The following is a 21,491-nucleotide window of genomic DNA, read 5'->3' on the forward strand; positions in this document are numbered from 1 at the left end:
GTGTAAAACCTTAGTCTAAATTTAAGTCTTTAATTTTTCTATATAAAGTACGTTCAGAAATACCCAATTCCTGAGCTGCCGCCTTACGTTTGCCCCGATGCTTTTTCAAGGCCTTCTTAATAAGGTCCGACTCCTTGTCGATCAATGACAAAGATTCTTCTACCTCTTGAGCATCCTGGAGATAATCGTCCTGTGCCACAGATCCCTTGATCACATTCGCAGGGTTGTTATTGGGTGAATGTATGGTCAATGTAGGTGCAAGTCCGTAATTCTCGGGATCGGATTTCAATTGCGGTTCGATCTCTTGGTACAACTGATTGATATAAGGAGAATTTTGGTCGAAAGTCGTGGCGTCCACTCCTTTTTGGATAAGCTCCACAACAAGCTTCTTCAGATCCACCATGTCCTTCTTCATATCAAATAAGACCTTATAGAGCAAATCTCTTTCTGAGAAGTCCTCTTTCGCGCCTTTATTCGAAGGCACCAAAGTCGGCAGGCTAGTACGCGATTCGTTGGGAAGGTAATTCTGCAAGGTATGCGCGTCGATTACACGCTCCTTTTCCAAAACAGCGATCTGCTCGGCAACATTTTTTAACTGACGCACATTCCCCGGCCAGCTGTAGTTACGTAACATATTTTGGGCATCTTCCGTTAGCTGCACTCCCGGAGACCGATACTTTTCCGAAAAGTCCACGATAAATTTTCGGAAAAGTAGATTGATATCTTCCGGACGTTCTCTCAACGACGGGACACGCAAAGGCACAGTATTCAAACGATAATACAGATCTTCCCGAAATTTGCCTTTCTGTACTGCCTCAAACATATTGACATTGGTCGCTGCCACAACCCGCACATTGGTCTTCTGTACCTTGGATGAGCCCACACGGATATATTCACCGGATTCCAAGACTCGCAACAAACGCGCCTGAGTACCCAAAGGCAATTCACCTACCTCATCCAGAAAGATTGTACCCCCGTCGACAACTTCAAAATATCCTTTACGGGCTTCGTGGGCTCCAGTAAAGGAACCTTTCTCATGACCAAACAATTCAGAATCTATTGTCCCCTCTGGTATGGCCCCACAGTTTACCGCAATAAACGGACCGTGCTTACGGGAACTCAATTGATGGATAATATGTGAAAAAACTTCCTTACCACTACCGCTTTCACCTTGTATTAATACAGAAATATCAGTTGGAGCCACCTGACGGGCAATGTCTATCGCACGATTTAATAACGGTGAGTTACCGATGATTCCAAACCTATTTTTTATATCTTGATTATCCATAAATTTCCAGCTGGAAATAAATTTATATTAGTTTATTAATCGACAATTTTACCCAATAACGTCGCCGAAGTACAAGACTCGATCAAAACATTGACATAGTCTCCTTGTTTGTAACGTGGATCGATTGGGAACACAACAAGCGCATTTTGATCATTACGTCCGCAGAAATCAAATTCCGACCTTTTCGAGAACCCTTCTATCAACACTTTACACACTTTCCCGACGAACTGCTGATAGCGGTACAGGCTATGGTCGCGTTGCTTGTTGATCACCTCGGTAAGGCGACGTTTTTTTACATCTTCCGGAATATCATCCTCATAACGCTTTGCCGCCAACGTACCCGGACGTTCCGAGTAAGCAAACATATAGGCAAAATCATATTTTACATAATCCATCATGGACAATGTCTCCTGATGCTCGGCTTCTGTTTCAGTACAGAAACCTGTAATCACATCGGTGGAGATTGCACAATCCGGGATAATACGACGAATGGCATCAACACGTTCCATATACCATTCGCGATCATAGGTACGGTTCATCAACTCCAATATTCTGGAGTTTCCGGACTGTACGGGCAAGTGGATGTAATTACATATATTTTCGTGTGCAGCAATCGCACGCAACACTTCGTCGGTAATATCTTTGGGATGCGAAGTGGAGAAACGTACCCTTAAAAGTGGACTTACAGCGGCAACCATAGTTAACAGCTTCGCAAAATTCACGGTCTCCCCCACAGCTTCGCCCTCTGCAACCGGGGCTGTATATTTGTAGGAATCCACATTTTGCCCCAACAAAGTCACTTCTTTATATCCGGCCTTGAATAAATCCTGCGCTTCCTTCACAATAGAATGTGGATCACGGCTCCGCTCACGCCCTCTGGTAAATGGAACTACACAGAACGAACACATGTTGTCACAACCGCGCATAATCGAAATAAATGCCGTGACGCCATTCGAATTTAAGCGCACCGGATTGATATCGGCATATGTCTCCTCTCTTGACAAGAGCACATTCACAGCCTTGGTACCGTCATCAACCTTGTCAATTAAGTTTGGCAGATCCCTGTAGGCATCCGGGCCAACGACCACATCAACGAGCTTTTCTTCTTCAAGAAACTTGGATTTTAAACGCTCAGCCATACAGCCCAATACCCCCACGATCATTCCTGGGTTTTTGGTCTTCGCCGCTTCAAATTCCTTTAGCCGGTTACGGACACGCTGTTCTGCGTTTTCACGGATTGAACAAGTATTGATAAAAACAACGTCAGCTTCCTGATAGTTTTTGGTCGTCTCAAACCCTTTGTCCAACAAAATAGAAGCAACAATCTCACTATCCGAAAAGTTCATCTGGCAGCCGTAACTTTCAATATACAGCTTCCGTCCGTTACTGATCTTCGGATCCTGCTCCAGCAACAATGCCTCTCCTTGACGCGACTCGTCGTGTTCCTTAGTTGTATGTGTTAAATCTAACATAGCTCAATTTTCAAAGACTACAAAGTTAGAAATTAATATTCATAAAATGACAGTTTGTCAGCCATAATATGGTTTATACTTTGTCAAATTTCACAAAAAAGGCGCTGAACTTTTTCAACGCCTTCTATGTTTTAGTCACCAACTTCGCCAGGATTAGCCTAACAGAGCCTCGCTAATTGATTATCTATTGACCAGCCTGTTGTTTGGCTTCTTGTTTCATTTGATCACCTGCTACGATCACGATCTCCACACGACGGTTTTGTGCGCGTCCTGCTTCGGTATCATTGCTCGCGATGGGCTCAGCAAAGTTTCTTCCTTCGGTACGGATTCTGGAAGAGGCCAATCCTTTGGATACTGCAAAAGCACGCACAGAATTGGCACGATCCAACGATACCTTTTCATTTGCGGCCAAAGTACCTACATTGTCTGTATGACCAATGACAAGAATTTCTGTACCTGGCTCTTTGTTTAAAGTAGTCACCAGCTTCGCAATGTTATCCTTCGCAGAAGGTTTTAGGTCAGATTTATTGAAATCGAACAGAATACCAGAGTCAAATTTAACCACGATACCTTCAGCAGATTGAGTAACTTCAGCTCCCTCTACGGTTTTGGTAATTTCAGCGGCCTGCTTATCCATCTTCTTACCGATCAGCACCCCGGCAGCACCACCGATTGCAGCTCCCGCCAAAGTTCCGATGGCTGTATTACCAGCTTTACCGCCAATTAAAGCGCCCAAGGCACCGCCGGCAACACCACCGATTACGCCACCTTTGGTTGCATTATTCGTATTTTGGATCGTCGAACAACTTCCAAATAACATAGCTGAGGTCGCAACAGTCAAACCAAATACAGCCAATTTTCTATTCATTTTCATATCTATCTAAGACTTTTAATATTCAAACTAAATTCTGTTAATGACAAAATCAAACAAAGTGCCAAAAGCATCCTTTTTCAACTTTTTTGTGACGACATACCGAAAATCATGCCTCCAATTCGATAAATGACGACAACAAGCTACAAATAGGCCGCCCCGTTTATAGGTATAGAGACTAACAGCAGCAAACGAAAAATGTTTTATTTCTCCTGTGTCTTTACTTCAATATCGGGCAACAAAGAGCCCTTTGGACGTCCTTTGGCATTAAAATCCTCCAGGGACTGTTTTACATAATGCATCAGGTCATATTGTCCCCAGTGTTCCGCAAGGTCAAATGATGGACGGTACCGTACCATAAAAGCGTCCAGATCGGCACTATCTAACTTGGTTAAATTACGGACAGCCTCCCGCGAAAATATACGGTCCACCTGTAGTTCCTCCTTTTCCCTGTCCATGAAACGCCCAAAACGTTTGGCATTTTTTGCCTCCCTGCCGAAAAGATTATAAAGGGCAGTCGCCGGACTTCCGAGATAAGTACCGAATTTATTTTTCCCGCCGTTGTAAACACCTTTTTTCGAGTAGTTGCTCATTGCCTCGTTCAACTCCGCTTCCTTAGACTTGCGCTCCACGATCACCGTCTCCAGTTTTATCCCTTCTTGCATTTCAATATAAAATTCCTTTAAGTCCGTCAGAACGGTCTTCACTGGCGAAAATCCGACTTTAGTAAAAGAAAGAGAATCCCCTACCGATGCATCAATCGTAAAAACACCAAAGGAATTGGTCAACGCTGACCGGTGGGTACGTAAATTGAGCACCACAACATCACCGATCCGGTTTGCTGTACCTTTCTGCATGACCATACCCGAAACCTTTTGTATATGCTGCGCCGTGACAGCCCCAGCCGTCAACAAAAGCAACAAGAAGATGCTCAGAACCCCTATATGTATGTGTATTCTTTTCATTGGATATCGTTATCAGTCTACGCCTTTATCAGCATTTCAAATTGTAGCGGGTGCGCATTTCCACGATCCCCCGGATATCTGCTTTAGACACAATACATCCAGCCTACTTTTTAAAAGTAATAATAGTTTGACAATTGTACTGTTAAAAAAGTTTAAATATTACGTCCCTATTTATAAGGATAGAAGACGAAATTAGCCCCCTCAGCAACAACCACAAACAAGCACATATATTCTTTAGCCGGTTTATAATTCTGCATAAAGGCAGCTTTGCGATCCTCCTGAATAATCCCGATCTCAACAAATTCCTCCAAGGTAGATGCATTGATGGTCCAGTTGGTTTCCAGCTCTGTCCGGTCCAAGATCACCTCTCCCACAGAAACCTCATGTTGATGGGCCACGAAAATTGGATACGCAGAATACTCACCTTCTATAATTTCTAAGGCTACCTCGCGCAGGGACTCGCTATAAAAATCGAGGTCTGCCTGTAAACTTTTTAGCGGACTCTGACCGGCGGACGCCGCTGTGTCGTCTTTCGATGCTCCTGAAAAAAAATCCTCTACTTCCATGACATTATTTCTTTAATTCCAATAGAACGACATTTTCCACATGCTGCGTATGAGGGAACATGTCAACAGGCTTAATCCGCTTCACCGTATACTTTTCCGCCAACAAAGTCAGATCCCTGGCCTGGGTTGCAGCGTTGCAACTGACGTAAACAATACGTGGAGATTCCATCTCCAGCAGACGCTCCACAACATCGGCATGCATCCCCGCTCTCGGCGGGTCAGTGATCACGACATCAGGTTTGCCATGTTCTGCAATAAAAGCAGGCGTCAGCACCTCCTTCATATCCCCTGCATAGAATTTCGTATTGTGAATATTGTTGATGGAAGAATTTACTTTTGCATCTTCAATTGCACTCGGTACATATTCAACCCCGATGACTTCCTTAGCATTCTTTGCCACGAAATTGGCAATAGTACCTGCTCCGGTATATAGGTCATACACCCGTTCATCGCCCTTTAGATCAGCAAACTCGCGTGTGATCTTGTAGAGTTCATACGCTTGTGCCGAATTGGTCTGATAAAATGATTTGGGACCCACCTTGTACTTGAGGCCTTCCATCTCCTCATAAATAAAATCGCGGCCCGCATAAACATGGATGTCCTGATCAAAAATGGTATCGTTTCGCTTCTGATTAATAATGTAGAGAAGCGAGGCCAGTTGCGGAAACTGCTGGTTGATAAATTCCATAAGCATTTCCACCTGTCCCGGTTCGGGGTAGGCAAAGACAACGATAACCATCATTTCGCCTGTGGACGAAATGCGGATGATCAGATTACGCAGCACACCCGTATGCTCGCGCAGATCATAGAACGTGATGCCGCGACTGATCGCAAAATCGCGAATGGCGTTGCGCACCTTATTGGAAGGATCTTCCTGAAGAAAACAATGGTCAATGTCCAGAATTTTGTCAAACCGTCCCGGTACGTGGAAGCCTAGGGCGTTCATCTGCAGCTGGGTAGCATCCTCATCAACAGAGGTCAGCCATTTCTTATTGGAAAATGTATATTCTAATTTATTGCGATAGTATTCGGTCTGCGCAGAACCTAGGATAGGCTCCATGGAAGAGGTATCCACCTTCCCAATACGTGATAGTGCATTGTCGACAGACTGCTGTTTAAATTTCAGCTGGGAATCATAGCTCATATGCTGCCACTTGCAGCCGCCACAAACACCAAAATGTTCACAAAATGGCGCAACCCGATAAGAAGAAGCTTCTTTCAGGTGGGTTACCCTGGCCTCCGCAAAGTTTTTCTTCTTGCGCATCAGCTCCACATCAACCACATCACCTGGAACAGCCTTTTCAACAAACAACACCAAATCATCTGTTTTCCCAACACCTCTGCCCTCCTCGGCAATATCAATGATGGCGATATCTTTTAAAAACTTTTTTTCTTGCGGAATTCTTCTACTCATAGTTCGCAAAAATACAATTTTTATCAGGATTTTTCAGTGGAATAAATTGCGCCTTAGGGGCAATGGTGCAACTCTTTACAACAATGAGGCGCAAGTGAACGGAAACCTTACAACACCGTTGCCTGAACCAGATAAGGCAAGATTTCTTTTTGGAAGGAAATAAAGTTTTTACGAACGTCGGCATCCGACACCGCAGTAAAAGCAAATGAGAACACAATACTTTTGCTCGATTTAATTAGAAAAGTCAGCTTGTCCTCACTGATTGCTTCACTAATTTTCTCGTTTTGAATAAAGGTACTGAGCAGCAGAAACTCCAGATCCTCAGAAAGCATTTTCAGGTATTCCTGCGCATTCGCGGATTCGCGGATAAATTCCCAGCCGATCAGCTCGTTACATGCTGTGTAGGTCAGTCGGCTCACACGAAGTATCGTATAAGCCAAAAAAGACGCCATATCGTCATCGTATTTTGTCGTCCTTAAGATATCTTGCAGGCTAGCCCGAAGATAATCCATCAGTATGGCATGTAAAATCATTTCCTTACTATCAAAATACTTGTAAACCGTTGCCTTGGCAATCTTAGCCTTTTTTGCAAGTGCATTGACGCTGGTCTTATGATAACCATTCTGACGAAAAAGTTCCCGTGCTGTTCTTTTTATGGATTCAATAATATAATCTGGTTCCATACTCTTCAGATAATACAAGGACGCATGACGCTTACTTGTCCGGGACTACAGCACATCACATTATTCTGGTTTTCCACGCAGGCCAGCGTTAGCGTGGAGACAGGCAACAATGTGATGGCTTCTACAGTTCCCATTTTTATTTTATATTAATTCCGTTTCAAACTGAGACAGGAAACGGACATCATTTTCAGAAAAAAGGCGTAAATCTTTAATGACATACTTGAGGTTGGTGATACGCTCGATACCCATACCAAATGCAAAGCCCGAATATTTCTTGCTGTCTATTCCGCAATTCTCCAATACATTCGGATCCACCATACCACAACCCAGGATTTCTACCCAGCCAGAATATTTACAAAGATTACATCCTGCACCTTTACAGATGGTACAAGAAATATCCATTTCAGCAGAGGGCTCTGTAAACGGAAAGTACGATGGGCGAAAACGGACCTTAGTTCCCTCACCATACATTTCCTGAACAAAATGATACAAGGTTTGTTTCAGGTCGGCAAATGATACATTCTCGTCCACATATAAGCCCTCTACCTGATGAAAGAAACAATGCGCCCGTGCTGAAATCGCTTCATTCCTATAGACACGTCCCGGCATAATGGCACGAAAAGGTGGCTTACCTGCTTCCATTAAACGTACCTGAACCGATGACGTATGCGTCCTTAAAGTGATATCGTTACCCTCCTGCTTTTTGATAAAAAACGTGTCTTGCATGTCACGCGCCGGATGTTCCGGCGGGAAATTCAACGCTGAAAAATTATGCCAGTCGTCTTCAATTTCCGGACCTTCGGAAACGACGAAACCTAATTTTTTAAAGATCTCAACAATTTCCTTGCGCACCAGCGAGATAGGATGTCTTGACCCCAGCTGGAACCCATTACCCGGCAAAGTCAAATCACCCTCCTTTTGCTGCGCCTGTTGCTTTTCGGAAGAGCCGAATTTTTCCTGTGCCTCTTTAAAGGTAGCTTCTGCCAGCTGCTTAAATTCATTAAGCACTTTTCCCAAAGTACGTTTCTCTTCAGGCGTAACTGTTTTGAATTCATCAAAAAGATTTTTCACTATCCCTTTGGAAACCAAAAATTTCAATCTGAAATTTTCTACATCGGCTGAAGATGATGGGGCAAATGCCCTAATTTCTTCAGTATACTGCGTAATTTTATCTTGCAACATAATTAGCGCAAACATAGCCAAAATTTCGGCTAAAAAGAAATTTTGACATTCGCTGTCCGCACGTGGAAAACAGGTAAACAATTAAACTAAAGCTGTTTTCGGACCCGATTAAGCCCGATGTTTACGAATGGTAGAAAAATGACATATAACCGATGAATAGCAGCAATAGCGACAAAGACCTGCCGAATGCACTTTGATCAATACGCTGGATGAAGCGCTCTCGAGCACTGGATAAGTCGAAGCCCTGCGTTTTCAAAAAAAAGAGCCAATTCGCTCGGCTCTTTTTCTTCGTATGGTAGAAAACATTTCGGTGTATAACCCGGACCGCAATTAAAATGGAAGCGGGTTATCCTCCTCGTCGTTTTCAGTAAAATCAACTTCAATTTCCTTATCTTCAACCTTCTGAGCTTGGGTATTTCCTGCATTAGCTGCGCCCGCCCCACTCGCTGGCTCAAAATCTGATTTACGGCCCAAAAGTGTGAACGTTTCGGCAACCACTTCAGTAGCATAGCGTCTGATACCTTCCTTATCTTCATAGGTACGTGTGCGTAAACGGCCTTCGATATAGACCAGCTTACCCTTCATTAAATATTTTACAGCCACATCCGCCAGGCCCCGCCACATCACAATATTGTGCCATTCGGTCTGTTCGACTCGCTTACCGTCTTTATTATACGTTTCTGAAGTTGCCAATGGAAAACTGGCAACCGAGACATTGCCTTCTAAATAACGAATTTCCGGATCTTTTCCGAGATGCCCGACTAAAATAACTTTGTTAACTCCTGACATAATTTAAAAGCATAAATGGTTAAAAATTGGATCTCTCCAAAAAAGTAAAGATCAACTTGTGTTTAGCTAATTTATCTAAATCTTTTAAAAATACATAATCCCAGCTGGATTTTTTTTGCTTGAGATCACCATCTAAGCGCACCTGAAAGAAGGTGGCGTATATATTCTGATGACTCAGCACATGTCTGGTCTGCTTTTGTAAGACCTTAAGAGTAACCTCCTGACCGAAATACTGAACAAATTCTGTATTTTCAAGAACGTCCGGAATATCAAGCGTACGTTCAGACTCTATCAACGGAAATTCGTAAAGATGTTGCCACACATCGCCTGCTCCGCGCCTGGACATCAATATACGTTCCCCATCGCTAACAATAAAATAATTGAAATACCTGTCTTTACTTGCTTTAGATTTCAACTTAACAGGCAGTCGGGCCACATCTCCTTGATGCAGGGCATGACAAGATGTGCTCAGCGAGCATTCACTGCAGAGCGGTTGCTTCGGCTTGCAATGGATTGCGCCGAAGTCCATAATTGCCTGATTATACTCTGCTGGGTGCTCACGGTCCAGATTCTCCCGGGCAATGGCGGTAAAAATCTTTTTTCCCTCAGTCGAATTAATGGGAGTATCAATTCCATAATATCGGGCAAGAACACGAAACACATTGCCGTCCAGTACGGCCTGTGCTTCATTGCTGGAAAACGACGAAATAGCAGCAGCTGTATATTCGCCAATTCCTGGCAGCTTCAGTAGAGTACTGTATTCCACAGGAAAAACACCTCCATATTCGTCGCGGACAATCCGCGCAGCTTTATGCATATTTCTACCTCTCGAGTAATAACCCAGTCCTTGCCAAAGCTGCAAAATCTCATCTTCTTCAGCATTAGCAAAGTCCACGACAGTGCTAAACCGCTCCACAAACCGTAGATAATAAGGCATCCCTTGTTCAACACGGGTCTGTTGCAGGATAATCTCCGAAAGCCAGATTTTATATGGGTCTGTTGTCTCGCGCCACGGCAGATCGCGCTTATGCTGCCGATACCAGTCTTGCAATGCTGCACTAAATATCATAAGTGCAAAAATGCACAATTTTTCTGATTTTCAAGGTTGGCCCAGGCAAAGGAGAGCAGCTGGATAACAACAACGGCAATAGCACGAGATGGCGGAGTAATAGACTTATTTGCGTAGGCAAGTAATATAGGTAATCTGCTCATCAGGTTCCAGAACAGCATTCTCCAGCGCGATACAGCCGTTATATTTTTCTTTCAGCGCCTGATATAGCCGGCCATCATAGGAAACGGCAAATCTGCCGTCTGCTTTGAGATAAACCGGCAAATGCCGGTTTCCCACATCAAAACAAAACTCACCCACCACAGAAAGGTTGTCACTGTCAAGCAAGACGCACAGGCAAGGCAGAATATTGACCTGAATGAATACGTCGTCTCTATAGTAGATACACTGCCCAGAGCGTAGGGCTGTACTATCATCCCGCTGTATTTTGACAAGATTGCCTTTTCTGGTTTTACGCTGGATAACACGTTTATTTACTTCGAAATAAGACAAGTCCAGAATATCCGACTCGCGGCTGAATTTGACATGTTCCAAATCAGGAATGTAATCAATAAGGATTTCTTCCGGTATTTGAGATTTATGCATACTTCAATTTTTCTTCTTTTATTTTGCCAGCCCCCGGCCGCGGTGGTGTTTTTTTTCTTTTCTCTTTCACCGCATCCGCTTCGGCTACAATGGGCAAAGGCGCCGGATTCCCTTCTTCAGCCACAGCGTCCTTTGGCTCTGACCGCTTGTGCATCGTAAAATCCCAGCAGAGCTGCCCCAGCATATGTAGAAAATCGTATAGCAGTTCGCCGTCTGAGCCCAACGCCCGCAGAATGATCACCTCCGGTGAAGCCAGTGTAAATCCATATGAGATATCATTGTACTCTACCGTTAAGATTTCGTCAAGCTCAGCTTTAAGCTCCTGAGCGAAGACAGCAGAAAACAAAAATGTTGCCTGATGGGTATAACCCTCAAAAAACAGCATTTTTTGGATCGGCTGTTCCTTTGGGATCAGCAGCTGATTATCGATAAAAGCCAGCTTACCTGCGCGGAAGATCTTCGTCTGCGTATGTAGCCTTTCAAATTCAAAAGCTTCTTTCATATGGATACGTCCCACACTGATAATATCTCCCCACATCAGTACCGCATCTCCGGCCAGGTGAATATGGTTGGTAGCCTTGAAAATAGAATCCTTAAACGGTGTCACCGGATGGGGGATATAGTGAAAAATGCCGCCCTCGGCAACATGAACATCGGTATGTTGACTGGCTCCCGTTTTCATGGGATGCAACTTATTGAAAGACTGTGTAAATAGCTTTAAATGGGCTTCGCTCCTGACATGGACATCAATATGCAGATGGTCGGTATCCATGATGCCCGGTGAGGCACTCATAATGATCATTTCCAGATGATCCGTCAGATTCGGCGCGCCATAATGTGTCAATTTGTAAGGAGCATTATGGTAGCTCTCTTTCAATCTGCTTCTGCCTTCTTCCTTGGCTACATGTAATGTAATCTTGCTATCCATGTGTTTTTCCTTTTAACCGACTTGTTCTAATAAGGCATATTTTCTGATCCATTTCTTCACGTCTTCCAGGCCTTCCAACGTCATCAGGTTTGTAAAAATGAAGGGACGGTCGCCACGCATTTTTAAAGTGTCCTGGCGCATGACTTCCAGATCGGCATGTACATACGGTGCCAGGTCAATTTTGTTGATCAGCAGCAGGTCCGAACGTGTGATGCCGGGCCCGCCCTTACGGGGCATCTTTTCTCCCTCGGCCACATCGAGTACGAAAATGGTCAGGTCAGCGAGATCAGGACTGAATGTCGCAGTCAGATTGTCGCCACCACTTTCCACGAAGATAAGCTCAACATCCTCAAAACGGCTCGCCAGCTCCTCCACGGCCTCAATATTCATGGAAGCATCTTCACGGATCGCCGTATGTGGGCATCCACCCGTCTCCACACCGATAATACGTTCCGCTGGCAAGGCTGAATTTTTCTGCAGATACATGGCATCTTCACGGGTATAAATATCATTTGTAACAACACAAATACTATAGTTTGCCGACATCGAACGTGTCAGCCTTTCGATTAAAGCCGTCTTACCAGAGCCCACCGGTCCGGCAACACCAATTTTTACATATTTTCTTTTCGACATCTTATCTTTTACTTGTTTATGAAATATAAATTCGTGTATATAACTTCTCGTGCTGCATACATCGGATATCTTGTGCGATACAACAATTTCCGATCAGATCGTCAGCCAATGCAGGTTGAGCGGCAACCAGTCTGCTAATCAGCGGCTGGAGCTTAAATAGGATCTGTTGCGCATCCATCTGGCTGATGGGAACTAATTTTGCACAATTGGTCATGATACCGTTGAGTGAATTGTAATAAAAAGCGCTCAGTGCATCGGCATAATGAATCCCCTGTGCCTGAGCAAACATTGCAAACGCAATAGCATAATGCCCATGCACTTCCTGAGCATTGATGGCTTTCAGGTAGGCCGAACAACGTTTGACGGGCTGCAGTTTTTCAGTGAGTTTCAGAAACCGTATGCCCAGTTTTTTGCTGGCGTCCCGGATCTCGTAGGCGGCTTTAAAAGCGGTAACCAGCGCATCCAGTTCCGCGACTTTCTTTTTGGTCGCCTTTGTTTCGCACAGTTGCCAGGCTTTATGAAAGAAAGCCGCATCGTTGTAGAAAAAGCTGTGCTCCAGCAAAGTTTGGGCATACACTTTCGCAGACTTCGAATCATGCACGATCCCTTTGGTAATGTAAGTTTCCAACCCATATGAATGGGTAAACCCTCCGATCGGAAAAACAGAATCATTGATCTGCATCAATGTCAACAATGGATTCATACGTAAATTATTTTTCATCTATGGGCATATAGAATGCCCGGGTTGTTTCATCAGCACCAGAATACCCAGCATCAACATTTCTACGGATTTCCTTCGCTAACGTGATTTTATTTTGCACCACGGCATATTGATGTATCCGCAGGGTATGTGTCCGTTCGATTACCCGTAATTCGCGGACGGGAATAAAACCGGCTCTATGCAGCTGCTCCCACAATGGATTTTCATATGCAGCGATGATCTCGTGTGCTGCGTTAATGAAAATAGGGATATGCTTATTCCCTATTTCCAGACATATTCGTGCCATGTCCAATCTATTTTTTGGCCGCACGACCAGACAAGGACAGGGCAATATTCGGACAACGATACGGAACTGCTCCGTTTCAAACAGAATGTCGCCATCAAATAAGGGCTGCTCACCCAAATTTCTGAATCCGATCTCGCGGCCCTGGACCGTAAATCCCCGGATGACACGCTTCTCTGTATCAAACCATTCGAGCTCCAAAAAGTCCAGCTCAAGGCTGTCATTTTTTTGCTTTTCGTTCCGAATATTGCCTTTAATGTCGCTTGCTAAAATCATAGGATATCAATTAGAACAGGAAATAGCGTTGTGCCATCGGAAGCTCCTTTAAAGGCTCACAGGTAGCCAAAACACCATCTACCGTTACTTCATACGTTTCTGGATTCACCACGATGTCCGGTGTGGCGTGATTATGCACCATATCCTTTTTCATCACCGTACGGCATCCTTCGACGGGAAGACACTTGCGGGATAAATTCAATTTTTCGATATTGCCATTTTCGAGCGATACTTTTGAAACGAAGTTGAAACACAGTTTCGATACGGCCTTACCATAATTTCCAAACATTGGCCGATAGATAATTGGCTGCGGTGTAGGAATAGACGCATTGGCATCGCCCATCTTCGCACCCAAAATCATTCCCGCCTTGATCACCAATTCGGGCTTCACACCAAACAGTTCGGGTTTCCATAAGATCAGATCCGCATATTTACCTTTTTCTATGGATCCGATATACTTATCGATACCATGTGCTTTCGCTGGATTGATCGTAAATTTGGACACATAGCGTTTGACACGGAAGTTGTCATTATCTTTCCCTTTATCCTCAGCCAATGGTCCGCGCTGTACTTTCATCTTATGCGCTGTCTGGAAAGTCCGTGAAATCACTTCTCCGACACGGCCCATTGCCTGGCTATCCGAGCTCATGATGGAGAATACCCCCATATCCTGAAGAATATCCTCAGCAGCGATGGTCTGCGGGCGAATCCGAGAATCCGCAAATGCCACGTCTTCCTTCACATTCTTATCCAGGTGATGACACACCATCAACATATCCAGATGTTCTTCTGCTGTATTCACCGTAAATGGTTTTGTCGGGTTGGTAGACGCCGGCAGGATATTCGGGTACATTGCAATTTTGATGATATCAGGCGCGTGACCTCCCCCAGCTCCTTCAGTATGGAAGGTATGAATAACACGTCCGTCAATTGCTGCAACAGTATCTTCCAGGAAACCCGCTTCGTTGAGCGTATCGGTGTGTATAGCCACCTGTACATCGTATTTATCAGCAACCTTCAATGCGGCATCAATAGTCGCGGGTGTTGCGCCCCAGTCCTCGTGGATTTTGACACCCAGTGCACCGGCTTCAATTTGTTCTTCGATCGGTTTGGTTGTTGAAACATTCCCTTTTCCGAAGAATCCCACGTTGATCGGCAAGTTCTCAAAGGCTTCAAACATGCGTTCGATATACCATTTTCCCGAGGTGACCGTGGTGGCAAGCGTGCCGTCTGCCGGGCCTGCTCCGCCACCGATGAATGTTGTTACCCCCGAATAAAGTGCGGTTTCAATCTGTTGTGGCGATATAAAATGGATGTGGGTATCAATACCTCCGGCCGTAAGGATATAGCCGGCCCCGCCATGCACTTCGGTCGAAGCGCCGATGACCATGCCTTTGGTAACCCCATCCTGTACATCGGGATTACCTGCTTTGCCGATACCGACAATTTTACCGTCTTTGATCCCGATATCACCTTTTACAATCCCCCAGTGATCAATGATAATCACATTGGTGATACAAAAGTCCAATACGTCCTCGTCCCGCAATGCACGTGCCGACTGCCCCATACCGTCGCGGATCGTTTTTCCACCACCGAATTTATTCTCTTCACCGTAAACGTTGAAATCTTTTTCAATTTCAATAAAGAGCTCCGTATCCGCCAGACGCACTTTATCGCCCGTAGTCGGACCAAAAAGTGCAGCATATTTGTCTCTGGGGATATAAAGTTCCCCATCAATATATTTTACAGATGATTTGTCTAAACCTAGTTTATCTAAACCAAGTGCATGTAGACCAACCGTAGAACCCAATGTCGTGAGTCCCACCACCTTGATCCATTCGCGTCTATTCCATCCTCCCATTCTATTTTATTTAGATTGTCTGAATTTTAATTTTTTCATTTTCTCCACCGCCTTGGATTTGACGTTCTGGTCGGTGTATTTACCGTTTGTCAGTCCGTTAAAGCCGTGAATTTCTTTATTTCCTCCAAACTCGACCAGCACAACAGATTTCTGCTCTCCGGGTTCGAAACGTACCGCTGTACTGGCGGGTATATTCAAGCGCATGCCAAACGCTTTTTCCCGGTCAAAAGAAAGCAGTTTGTTCGCTTCAAAAAAATGATAATGCGAGCCGACCTGAATGGGTCTGTCGCCCTCATTTTTGACAACAAGGCTTGTGGTCCTATGACCCACATTAGCTTTGATCTCTTCTTTTTTTAAAATGTATTCTCCTGGAATCATATCAATTGGATTTTATTAACGAATTGGATCATGGACAGTCACCAGCTTGGTACCGTCGGGAAAGGTAACCTCAATCTGTACATCATGGATCATCTCAGGCACCCCCTCCATGACCTGGCTTCTCTTCAGCAAAGTGGTACCATAAGCCATCAGGTCGGCAACAGACCTACCGTCTCTCGCTTCCTCCATAATCTGTGCACTGATATATGCAATGCATTCGGGGTAGTTCAATTTCACCCCACGCTTGAGCCGCTTTGCCGCCAATTCACCTGCTAGATGCAGTAGCAGCTTTTCTGTTTCTCTTGGTGTTAAACGCATAAAAAATAAATTTTTGTTATTTTGTTAAAGGAATCATTACAACACTGGTATGGTAAAGTATGCGCCAAAGGCAATACGGTTGTACTGGCTCTTGTCCATATTCATATATCCCTTGTAATTTACCGTGTTACCTACGTAACCAAGGTAAAATCGTAAATCCTGATTGTGAAAAGGCTTGTGCTGCAGCGCGGCAAAATAGGTCCAGTTCTGACGGAAGTTTTTACCGAGCTGATCGTCATCCCTGGCGCCAGCGGTTTCGTAACCGGCCTTGAGCGCCAGTTCCCATTTTTTGCTTAAAAACTGATCATACCGCAGAATGGCTGAAGCATAGTTGACATCTTTTGCCAGTACACGGGCCGTACCGGTGCGTCCGTAAAAGTCGTTGATTGCCGATGACGCGATCAACGCATGGTCAACCCCTAAATATGAATACTGTAAGTCCAGATATAGCATCTGCTTGGCGGTCTTCAACTTATTCGCCAGGGAAACGGAATGATTGGTATGTCCTTTAGCAAACTGAGATATATTATAAGACCACTTTGTATGGATCTTTTTGTCCATAAAAGCGCCTACCCAGGTCAAATATGCGCCCATCGGCACATCAGAGCGCTCCAGCTCACCCACCCCGAAACCATTTTTGGTATGCACATCCATGAAACTGTCATTGGTGGTATTATAGACTTGGGCATGCACGGAATGGTTAGCATCAATCTCATAGGATAAGGTTCCTCCAACGACAAACAGATTCAAGATCCGGTCCACATAATCGGTAAATTTATACTCATAGATCGGATTATTTTCAAATTCGTAACTACCGACAATCGCGCTTTGCTTACCTGCTGTAACAGACCATTTACGATCCTTACCAAATTTGTACTTGATGTACGCCATATCCAATGCACGGGATGCATTATCCTGACTTGTGGGACCAAATGACCTATTCAGCCGAAAACGAACTTTATAGGAAAGCTGCTCGTTATAGTCACCACTCATCAAAATACGCGCATCGTCCAGATTCGCTTTTGCTTGAGAAGAACCGTCGGCATTCTCGACCTGCAATCCGGCACGAAGCAAAACATCCAATTGGAAGAGCTTCGCCCTTGCAGGTTCTTTTAACAGCAAGCTGGACCGTCCTGCCGTAAGAGAGTCTGCTGCCGTCTGCTCCTGTCCATGCAAGCTGGCCACGCTCAAGCCCGATATTGCAATAAGTGTAAGTGTTTTTTTCATCCGTATAACTTGCTTTTTATTGGTAATGAAACTATCAGATTTATTTATTCTCGATGGATTGAATAAATTTTGATGGTTTCATATGATATACCTTGTCTCTGGCACAAGTATATCCCAGCAATTTAAAAATGAAATAAGGATGAGATTAAAATGAAATTAGAACGCTGCTTTCGGAAGGGTGACCAGCACCTGAGTACCCTGTCCTTCAGCGGAATAAAGCATTAGTTCCGCACCATGCAGATCAAAAATATTCTTCGCGAGCACGAGCCCCAGCCCATTTCCATAGATATCTCCGACATTGGAAGCACGGTAGAAAGAAGTGAAAATATGGGGCTGGTCTTTTTGGGGAATACCGATTCCTTTGTCAAACACCTTGACAGTGATATTGTGATCATCGCAGCTGATCGACACTTGAACCTGCTTATTGTTACCATATTTATAGGCATTGGAAATAATATTGCTGAAAGCGATGTAAAGCAGATCAGGATTCGCATAGACCGTGAGTTCATCGCTGTCTTCGGGGATTTCGGTAAAATCAAAAGAGAGGCGGAAATCCTTGTTTATGCTTCGTTCTGCCTTGTATATTTCGTACAACAGTTCATCAATCCGGATAATGACCTTGTTATCCACTTCTCCTTTAAAACCCATACGTGAAAGCTGCAGGAGATTATTGATGATAAGCTCCATTTTATCGGCGTATCTGGCAATGGTTTCCAGCGAAAAACGGGCTTCATGCTCTTTCGGAATCAGATGCAGTGCCAGCTCAGCCTCACCGCCAATAATCGTCAAGGGCGTTTTAAGCGAATGCGAGGCATTACCGATAAAGCTCTGCTGCGATTGCACAGAAATATCCAGACGGTTGAGCATCGAATTTAAGTTGGCAATCAGGACCCCTAGTTCATCCCTGTCGTTGCTGAACTTACTGAACAGTCGATAATCGAGATTGGCAATATCCACTTTCCCGAGATCCCGGTTGATATCCTTAATCGGTTTCAATAGGCGGTCGGCAAAATAGAAAGACATAATGATAATCAATACGATCGCCAAAAAACCGCCTGTGATGAGTGTGCGGTCCAGCTGCCCCTGTTCCTCGTGGCCGTATTCGTCTACACCTTCAGATACCACGATCAGGTTATCGTGATGCAGACTATCTTTAAAAAACACCGCGACAAATGCAGTTTTGTCATCCATATATCGCCCTTTACCGGTGCGGATGACATCCCTGTAAAAATCCATGGGCATGGGCAGATTAGGCTTAAACCGAATACTATCACTGCCCTTTACCACCCGTATCAGATGATCAGTGCCTTCCGAAAGCTGTTTAAGGTATTTACGCTTGACCTGAATGTAGAGCTCTTTGTTCTCCTCCTTCTGATGGACAATATGATCCCCAACGATGACCGCATTCTCCTCCAGACGGTGAAAGAACTTCGTCTGCAGACTATCGTAGGTAAAGTAAGAAACATACAGCGCAAAGACAACAAGCAAAAGCGTGCTGATAATAGAAAATAACAGTACGATCTTGGTCCTAATTTTCATGACGGATCACATAGCCCATACCAATAACCGTATGGATCAGTTTACGTGCAAATTGTTTATCGATTTTTTTGCGGAGATAATTCACATAGACATCAACCACATTCGTACTGAGATCTACATCCATCCCCCATACTTCTTCTAAAATATCGATCCTTGTCAGCACCTTATTGCGGTTGAGCATCAAAAACTCCAGTAAGCGGAACTCGGTCGCGGTAAGTATTATGGGTACACCCGCCCGTTGCACCGACTTACTGTCCCGGTCAAGCTGTAGGTCATCGAAGGTCAGGATATTCTTCTGTTCAACGATGACTTTGGACTTTCTATTGTAACGGTTGATCCGTGCTTTCAGCTCCTCCAGACGAAAGGGCTTGGTCAGATAATCATCCGCATCCCGGTCAAACGCTTCAACAATATCTTCAGTCTGATTTAGCGCGGTAAGAATGATTATGGGAACCTCATTATTGGACATCCGGATGTTTCTGCAGACATCCATACCATTCATACCCGGCAACATGACATCCAGCAATATCAGATCATAGTGATTTAAACCAGCCATTTTAAGACCAGTATAACCATCCATTGCAATGCTGATGTGATGGCCCTCCTCTTTTAGCCCTCTCTCGATCAAGGAAATGACCGATGGTTCGTCCTCTATAAGCAATAGTTCCACAGATATTGTTTTAAAAAGTAAATGTAAAGGGATGTAAAATACAAAAATAGCATTATACGGCGTACCTAAGACGCTGTATGTCACGAAATTTGTAACTTTCTTGACGTTTTTATGATACTTTTCCACTATTGACGCGAAGATTACATAGTGTCGTCGCCAAATAATCGATTATTCCACAAATGCGATTTATCTACAATAGTATCAAAATTTTCGCATGATTTTTAACCAAATACAAAAGATTATTTCTCAAAGCTACCGATTTTCGATATTTTCGCTGTTTAATTAATTAGACATGAAACATCTTTTTCTTTGCATAAGCATTTTCACCCTCATTTGTGTCTCTAAGGGGACTGCACAACAGAAGGTTTTTAAAATAGCATATCAGTTTGCCGATCCCGAAACGGGGACCGACACTTCTGCGTCGGAGTTTATCAAAGTTCTGGCGGACCAAGGGGAAAGCTTGATGCGTGCGTATATTTCCAAAGATCAAATACGTGTCGAGACCTTGCTGTTCGGAAAATCCGTGCAGATAAGCGACCTTACCCAGCAGACCTCCTATCAGCTGGATGAAATCAGCAAAACATACACGACAACGGAAATTGCTTCGGGCAAACTTATCGAAACTTCGGCGGAGGGCGACTATGCATACTCCAGCGACCTGCAGATCAGGCTTATCCCCAATGAGAAAAAGATAATTGCCGGCATAGCCTGTAAAAAAGCAATATTCAATCTGGAAGGCACCAACGATCCGCAAACAGAGATCACCGTTTGGTACGCTGAAAATTTGCCAAAATTATATTGGGGCACCTATGATTACCTCGAAAAGGTGCCGGGTGCAGCTCTATATGTCGGAGCAGCAGGACTGGGCATTCAGGCCACCAAAGTGGAGGAAATTCCTTTTGACAAAACTTTATTTGAAATACCAGAGGGTTACGAAGAAGGTGAACGTGACGATGCCACCGCGGATTCTGCATTAAACGACAATTTATCCTGGTACCAGGACCCCGCTACTGAATATTTTGGTGTACAGGACAGTTTAGGGAATAAACTGACCCCAGCTAAATATTCGTCCATCTACGCTTATGTAGGCAAGTTCGCCATCGTATCTGATGCGGCACAAATGTTTGGCTTGATCGACCTCCAGGGTAAAGAGGTTATTCCTTGTCAGTATGAATCATTGAGCCTCGATATCGAAGGAGCTCCTCTCGTATTTATGAAGGACCAAAAATATGGCCTGCTGGATAGCACCGGGAAACAGTTGCTGGCGGCAAAATATGATTTTATCAGCATTCCGAACTTAAACTATGCGCTCTATAATGAAGGCGAACAGACAGGTGTACTCGACTTTAAGGGCAATGTACTGATCCCTGCCAAGTACGAGATCGTTGCCGAATACCATGACAATCTGGCCCTGATTCTTGAAAATCAAACCTATCAGCTGGTGGACAAATCTGGCCAGGCGCTGCTTCCCTCCAGTCAGGAGTTTCTGTCTTTTGCTGGCGAAAGATTACTGCTTGCCTTTAAAGGTGATAAATACGGTTACATAGACTACAGTGGAAAAGTCATTATTCCTTTCCAATTTCAGAATGCCCAAGCTTTCGAAAACGGATTGGCCCTGGTGAGTGAAGACCTCGAAAATTTTTACTATATTGATGCTAGAGGTAAGTTTATCAAGAAGTATGAAGAGTAATTCTCCAGCATTCCATCTTTCCACATTGCATCGTGGCAAATACATGTTTATCCTGTTAACCTCGATTGTAATTATTGGAATAG

23 protein-coding genes are annotated in these 21,491 nt (G+C 44.3%); 1 reads left to right on the forward strand and 22 read right to left on the reverse strand.

Annotation, left to right across the window (positions count from 1 at the left end; translation table 11 throughout):
* Positions 1-10: 10 nt before the first annotated feature.
* The 22 genes from FGL37_RS05355 to FGL37_RS05455 form a co-directional block, all read right to left on the reverse strand.
* Positions 11-1,288 carry a sigma-54 interaction domain-containing protein gene (locus FGL37_RS05355; RefSeq protein ID WP_028070714.1) on the reverse strand — a complete coding sequence of 426 codons (1,278 nt, stop codon included), beginning with the start codon at positions 1,286-1,288 and terminating at the stop codon, positions 11-13.
* Positions 1,289-1,323: 35 nt separating this feature from the next.
* Complete coding sequence (gene miaB / locus FGL37_RS05360; protein ID WP_028070715.1) at positions 1,324-2,760, reverse strand: tRNA (N6-isopentenyl adenosine(37)-C2)-methylthiotransferase MiaB; 1,437 nt, start codon at positions 2,758-2,760, stop codon at positions 1,324-1,326.
* Between the two features lie 184 nt (positions 2,761-2,944).
* Complete coding sequence (locus FGL37_RS05365) at positions 2,945-3,634, reverse strand: YiaD family glycine zipper/OmpA-like lipoprotein (RefSeq protein WP_028070716.1); 690 nt, start codon at positions 3,632-3,634, stop codon at positions 2,945-2,947.
* 200 nt (positions 3,635-3,834) lie between these two features.
* Positions 3,835-4,596 carry a hypothetical protein gene (locus FGL37_RS05370; RefSeq protein ID WP_138096680.1) on the reverse strand — a complete coding sequence of 254 codons (762 nt, stop codon included), beginning with the start codon at positions 4,594-4,596 and terminating at the stop codon, positions 3,835-3,837.
* Between the two features lie 167 nt (positions 4,597-4,763).
* Positions 4,764-5,162 carry a hypothetical protein gene (locus tag FGL37_RS05375; protein WP_028070717.1) on the reverse strand — a complete coding sequence of 133 codons (399 nt, stop codon included), beginning with the start codon at positions 5,160-5,162 and terminating at the stop codon, positions 4,764-4,766.
* A gap of 4 nt (positions 5,163-5,166) precedes the next feature.
* Positions 5,167-6,576 carry a 23S rRNA (uracil(1939)-C(5))-methyltransferase RlmD gene (gene rlmD, locus FGL37_RS05380; protein WP_028070718.1) on the reverse strand — a complete coding sequence of 470 codons (1,410 nt, stop codon included), beginning with the start codon at positions 6,574-6,576 and terminating at the stop codon, positions 5,167-5,169.
* A 107-nt stretch (positions 6,577-6,683) separates the two neighbouring features.
* Positions 6,684-7,259 carry a TetR/AcrR family transcriptional regulator gene (locus tag FGL37_RS05385; protein WP_028070719.1) on the reverse strand — a complete coding sequence of 192 codons (576 nt, stop codon included), beginning with the start codon at positions 7,257-7,259 and terminating at the stop codon, positions 6,684-6,686.
* Positions 7,260-7,264: 5 nt separating this feature from the next.
* Positions 7,265-7,393, reverse strand: a complete 129-nt coding sequence (locus tag FGL37_RS25910; RefSeq protein ID WP_262709446.1) for a hypothetical protein — start codon at positions 7,391-7,393, stop codon at positions 7,265-7,267.
* Positions 7,394-7,400: 7 nt separating this feature from the next.
* On the reverse strand, positions 7,401-8,441 hold the full coding sequence (gene pheS / locus FGL37_RS05390) for a phenylalanine--tRNA ligase subunit alpha (protein ID WP_037533789.1): 1,041 nt from the start codon (positions 8,439-8,441) through the stop codon (positions 7,401-7,403).
* 330 nt (positions 8,442-8,771) lie between these two features.
* Positions 8,772-9,230 (reverse strand): single-stranded DNA-binding protein, encoded by a 459-nt coding sequence (locus FGL37_RS05395; protein ID WP_028070721.1) that lies wholly within the window; start codon positions 9,228-9,230, stop codon positions 8,772-8,774.
* 19 nt (positions 9,231-9,249) lie between these two features.
* Positions 9,250-10,299 carry an A/G-specific adenine glycosylase gene (gene mutY, locus FGL37_RS05400; RefSeq protein ID WP_028070722.1) on the reverse strand — a complete coding sequence of 350 codons (1,050 nt, stop codon included), beginning with the start codon at positions 10,297-10,299 and terminating at the stop codon, positions 9,250-9,252.
* 105 nt (positions 10,300-10,404) lie between these two features.
* Positions 10,405-10,884 (reverse strand): urease accessory protein UreE, encoded by a 480-nt coding sequence (locus tag FGL37_RS05405; protein ID WP_051607049.1) that lies wholly within the window; start codon positions 10,882-10,884, stop codon positions 10,405-10,407.
* Positions 10,877-11,812 (reverse strand): urease accessory protein UreD, encoded by a 936-nt coding sequence (locus tag FGL37_RS05410; RefSeq protein ID WP_051607052.1) that lies wholly within the window; start codon positions 11,810-11,812, stop codon positions 10,877-10,879. The genes FGL37_RS05405 and FGL37_RS05410 overlap by 8 nt, the downstream gene beginning before the upstream one ends.
* A gap of 12 nt (positions 11,813-11,824) precedes the next feature.
* A complete protein-coding gene (ureG, locus tag FGL37_RS05415; RefSeq protein WP_028070724.1) occupies positions 11,825-12,445 on the reverse strand; it encodes an urease accessory protein UreG in 621 nt (206 codons plus the stop codon).
* A 16-nt stretch (positions 12,446-12,461) separates the two neighbouring features.
* Positions 12,462-13,166, reverse strand: coding sequence for an urease accessory protein UreF (locus tag FGL37_RS05420; RefSeq protein ID WP_232048640.1), 705 nt, complete (start codon positions 13,164-13,166; stop codon positions 12,462-12,464).
* Positions 13,156-13,725, reverse strand: a complete 570-nt coding sequence (locus tag FGL37_RS05425; protein WP_051607054.1) for an urease accessory protein UreE — start codon at positions 13,723-13,725, stop codon at positions 13,156-13,158. The genes FGL37_RS05420 and FGL37_RS05425 overlap by 11 nt, the downstream gene beginning before the upstream one ends.
* A 10-nt stretch (positions 13,726-13,735) precedes the next feature.
* Positions 13,736-15,586, reverse strand: a complete 1,851-nt coding sequence (gene ureC / locus FGL37_RS05430) for an urease subunit alpha (RefSeq protein WP_081817916.1) — start codon at positions 15,584-15,586, stop codon at positions 13,736-13,738.
* Between the two features lie 6 nt (positions 15,587-15,592).
* A complete protein-coding gene (ureB, locus tag FGL37_RS25690) occupies positions 15,593-15,964 on the reverse strand; it encodes an urease subunit beta (RefSeq protein ID WP_028070727.1) in 372 nt (123 codons plus the stop codon).
* A 15-nt stretch (positions 15,965-15,979) separates the two neighbouring features.
* On the reverse strand, positions 15,980-16,282 hold the full coding sequence (ureA, locus tag FGL37_RS25695; protein ID WP_028070728.1) for an urease subunit gamma: 303 nt from the start codon (positions 16,280-16,282) through the stop codon (positions 15,980-15,982).
* Positions 16,283-16,318: 36 nt separating this feature from the next.
* Complete coding sequence (locus tag FGL37_RS05445; protein ID WP_028070729.1) at positions 16,319-17,509, reverse strand: porin; 1,191 nt, start codon at positions 17,507-17,509, stop codon at positions 16,319-16,321.
* A 156-nt stretch (positions 17,510-17,665) separates the two neighbouring features.
* Entirely contained in the window at positions 17,666-19,048 is a 1,383-nt protein-coding gene (locus FGL37_RS05450) for a sensor histidine kinase (RefSeq protein ID WP_028070730.1), read from the reverse strand.
* Positions 19,038-19,718: a response regulator transcription factor gene (locus FGL37_RS05455; protein WP_028070731.1), complete on the reverse strand. Its 681-nt coding sequence runs from the start codon at positions 19,716-19,718 to the stop codon at positions 19,038-19,040. The genes FGL37_RS05450 and FGL37_RS05455 overlap by 11 nt, the downstream gene beginning before the upstream one ends.
* Before the next feature lie 292 nt (positions 19,719-20,010).
* Here FGL37_RS05455 and FGL37_RS05460 point away from each other — a divergent pair, with 292 nt between their 5' ends.
* Positions 20,011-21,408: a WG repeat-containing protein gene (locus FGL37_RS05460; protein WP_028070732.1), complete on the forward strand. Its 1,398-nt coding sequence runs from the start codon at positions 20,011-20,013 to the stop codon at positions 21,406-21,408.
* Positions 21,409-21,491 lie beyond the last annotated feature (83 nt).

This window comes from Sphingobacterium thalpophilum (assembly GCF_901482695.1).
GTDB classification, from domain to species: domain Bacteria; phylum Bacteroidota; class Bacteroidia; order Sphingobacteriales; family Sphingobacteriaceae; genus Sphingobacterium; species Sphingobacterium thalpophilum.

Bases quoted from the DNA above. Each gene is read 5' to 3' on its own strand.
- FGL37_RS05355 (WP_028070714.1), bottom strand. From the start codon at position 1,288: ATGGATAATCAAGATATAAAAAATAGGTTTGGAATCATCGGTAACTCA.
- miaB (WP_028070715.1), bottom strand. From the start codon at position 2,760: ATGTTAGATTTAACACATACAACTAAGGAACACGACGAGTCGCGTCAA.
- FGL37_RS05365 (WP_028070716.1), bottom strand. From the start codon at position 3,634: ATGAAAATGAATAGAAAATTGGCTGTATTTGGTTTGACTGTTGCGACC.
- FGL37_RS05370 (WP_138096680.1), bottom strand. From the start codon at position 4,596: ATGAAAAGAATACACATACATATAGGGGTTCTGAGCATCTTCTTGTTG.
- FGL37_RS05375 (WP_028070717.1), bottom strand. From the start codon at position 5,162: ATGGAAGTAGAGGATTTTTTTTCAGGAGCATCGAAAGACGACACAGCG.
- rlmD (WP_028070718.1), bottom strand. From the start codon at position 6,576: ATGAGTAGAAGAATTCCGCAAGAAAAAAAGTTTTTAAAAGATATCGCC.
- FGL37_RS05385 (WP_028070719.1), bottom strand. From the start codon at position 7,259: ATGGAACCAGATTATATTATTGAATCCATAAAAAGAACAGCACGGGAA.
- FGL37_RS25910 (WP_262709446.1), bottom strand. From the start codon at position 7,393: ATGGGAACTGTAGAAGCCATCACATTGTTGCCTGTCTCCACGCTAACG.
- pheS (WP_037533789.1), bottom strand. From the start codon at position 8,441: ATGTTGCAAGATAAAATTACGCAGTATACTGAAGAAATTAGGGCATTT.
- FGL37_RS05395 (WP_028070721.1), bottom strand. From the start codon at position 9,230: ATGTCAGGAGTTAACAAAGTTATTTTAGTCGGGCATCTCGGAAAAGAT.
- mutY (WP_028070722.1), bottom strand. From the start codon at position 10,299: ATGATATTTAGTGCAGCATTGCAAGACTGGTATCGGCAGCATAAGCGC.
- FGL37_RS05405 (WP_051607049.1), bottom strand. From the start codon at position 10,884: ATGCATAAATCTCAAATACCGGAAGAAATCCTTATTGATTACATTCCT.
- FGL37_RS05410 (WP_051607052.1), bottom strand. From the start codon at position 11,812: ATGGATAGCAAGATTACATTACATGTAGCCAAGGAAGAAGGCAGAAGC.
- ureG (WP_028070724.1), bottom strand. From the start codon at position 12,445: ATGTCGAAAAGAAAATATGTAAAAATTGGTGTTGCCGGACCGGTGGGC.
- FGL37_RS05420 (WP_232048640.1), bottom strand. From the start codon at position 13,166: ATGAAAAATAATTTACGTATGAATCCATTGTTGACATTGATGCAGATC.
- FGL37_RS05425 (WP_051607054.1), bottom strand. From the start codon at position 13,725: ATGATTTTAGCAAGCGACATTAAAGGCAATATTCGGAACGAAAAGCAA.
- ureC (WP_081817916.1), bottom strand. From the start codon at position 15,586: ATGGGAGGATGGAATAGACGCGAATGGATCAAGGTGGTGGGACTCACG.
- ureB (WP_028070727.1), bottom strand. From the start codon at position 15,964: ATGATTCCAGGAGAATACATTTTAAAAAAAGAAGAGATCAAAGCTAAT.
- ureA (WP_028070728.1), bottom strand. From the start codon at position 16,282: ATGCGTTTAACACCAAGAGAAACAGAAAAGCTGCTACTGCATCTAGCA.
- FGL37_RS05445 (WP_028070729.1), bottom strand. From the start codon at position 17,509: ATGAAAAAAACACTTACACTTATTGCAATATCGGGCTTGAGCGTGGCC.
- FGL37_RS05450 (WP_028070730.1), bottom strand. From the start codon at position 19,048: ATGAAAATTAGGACCAAGATCGTACTGTTATTTTCTATTATCAGCACG.
- FGL37_RS05460 (WP_028070732.1), top strand. From the start codon at position 20,011: ATGAAACATCTTTTTCTTTGCATAAGCATTTTCACCCTCATTTGTGTC.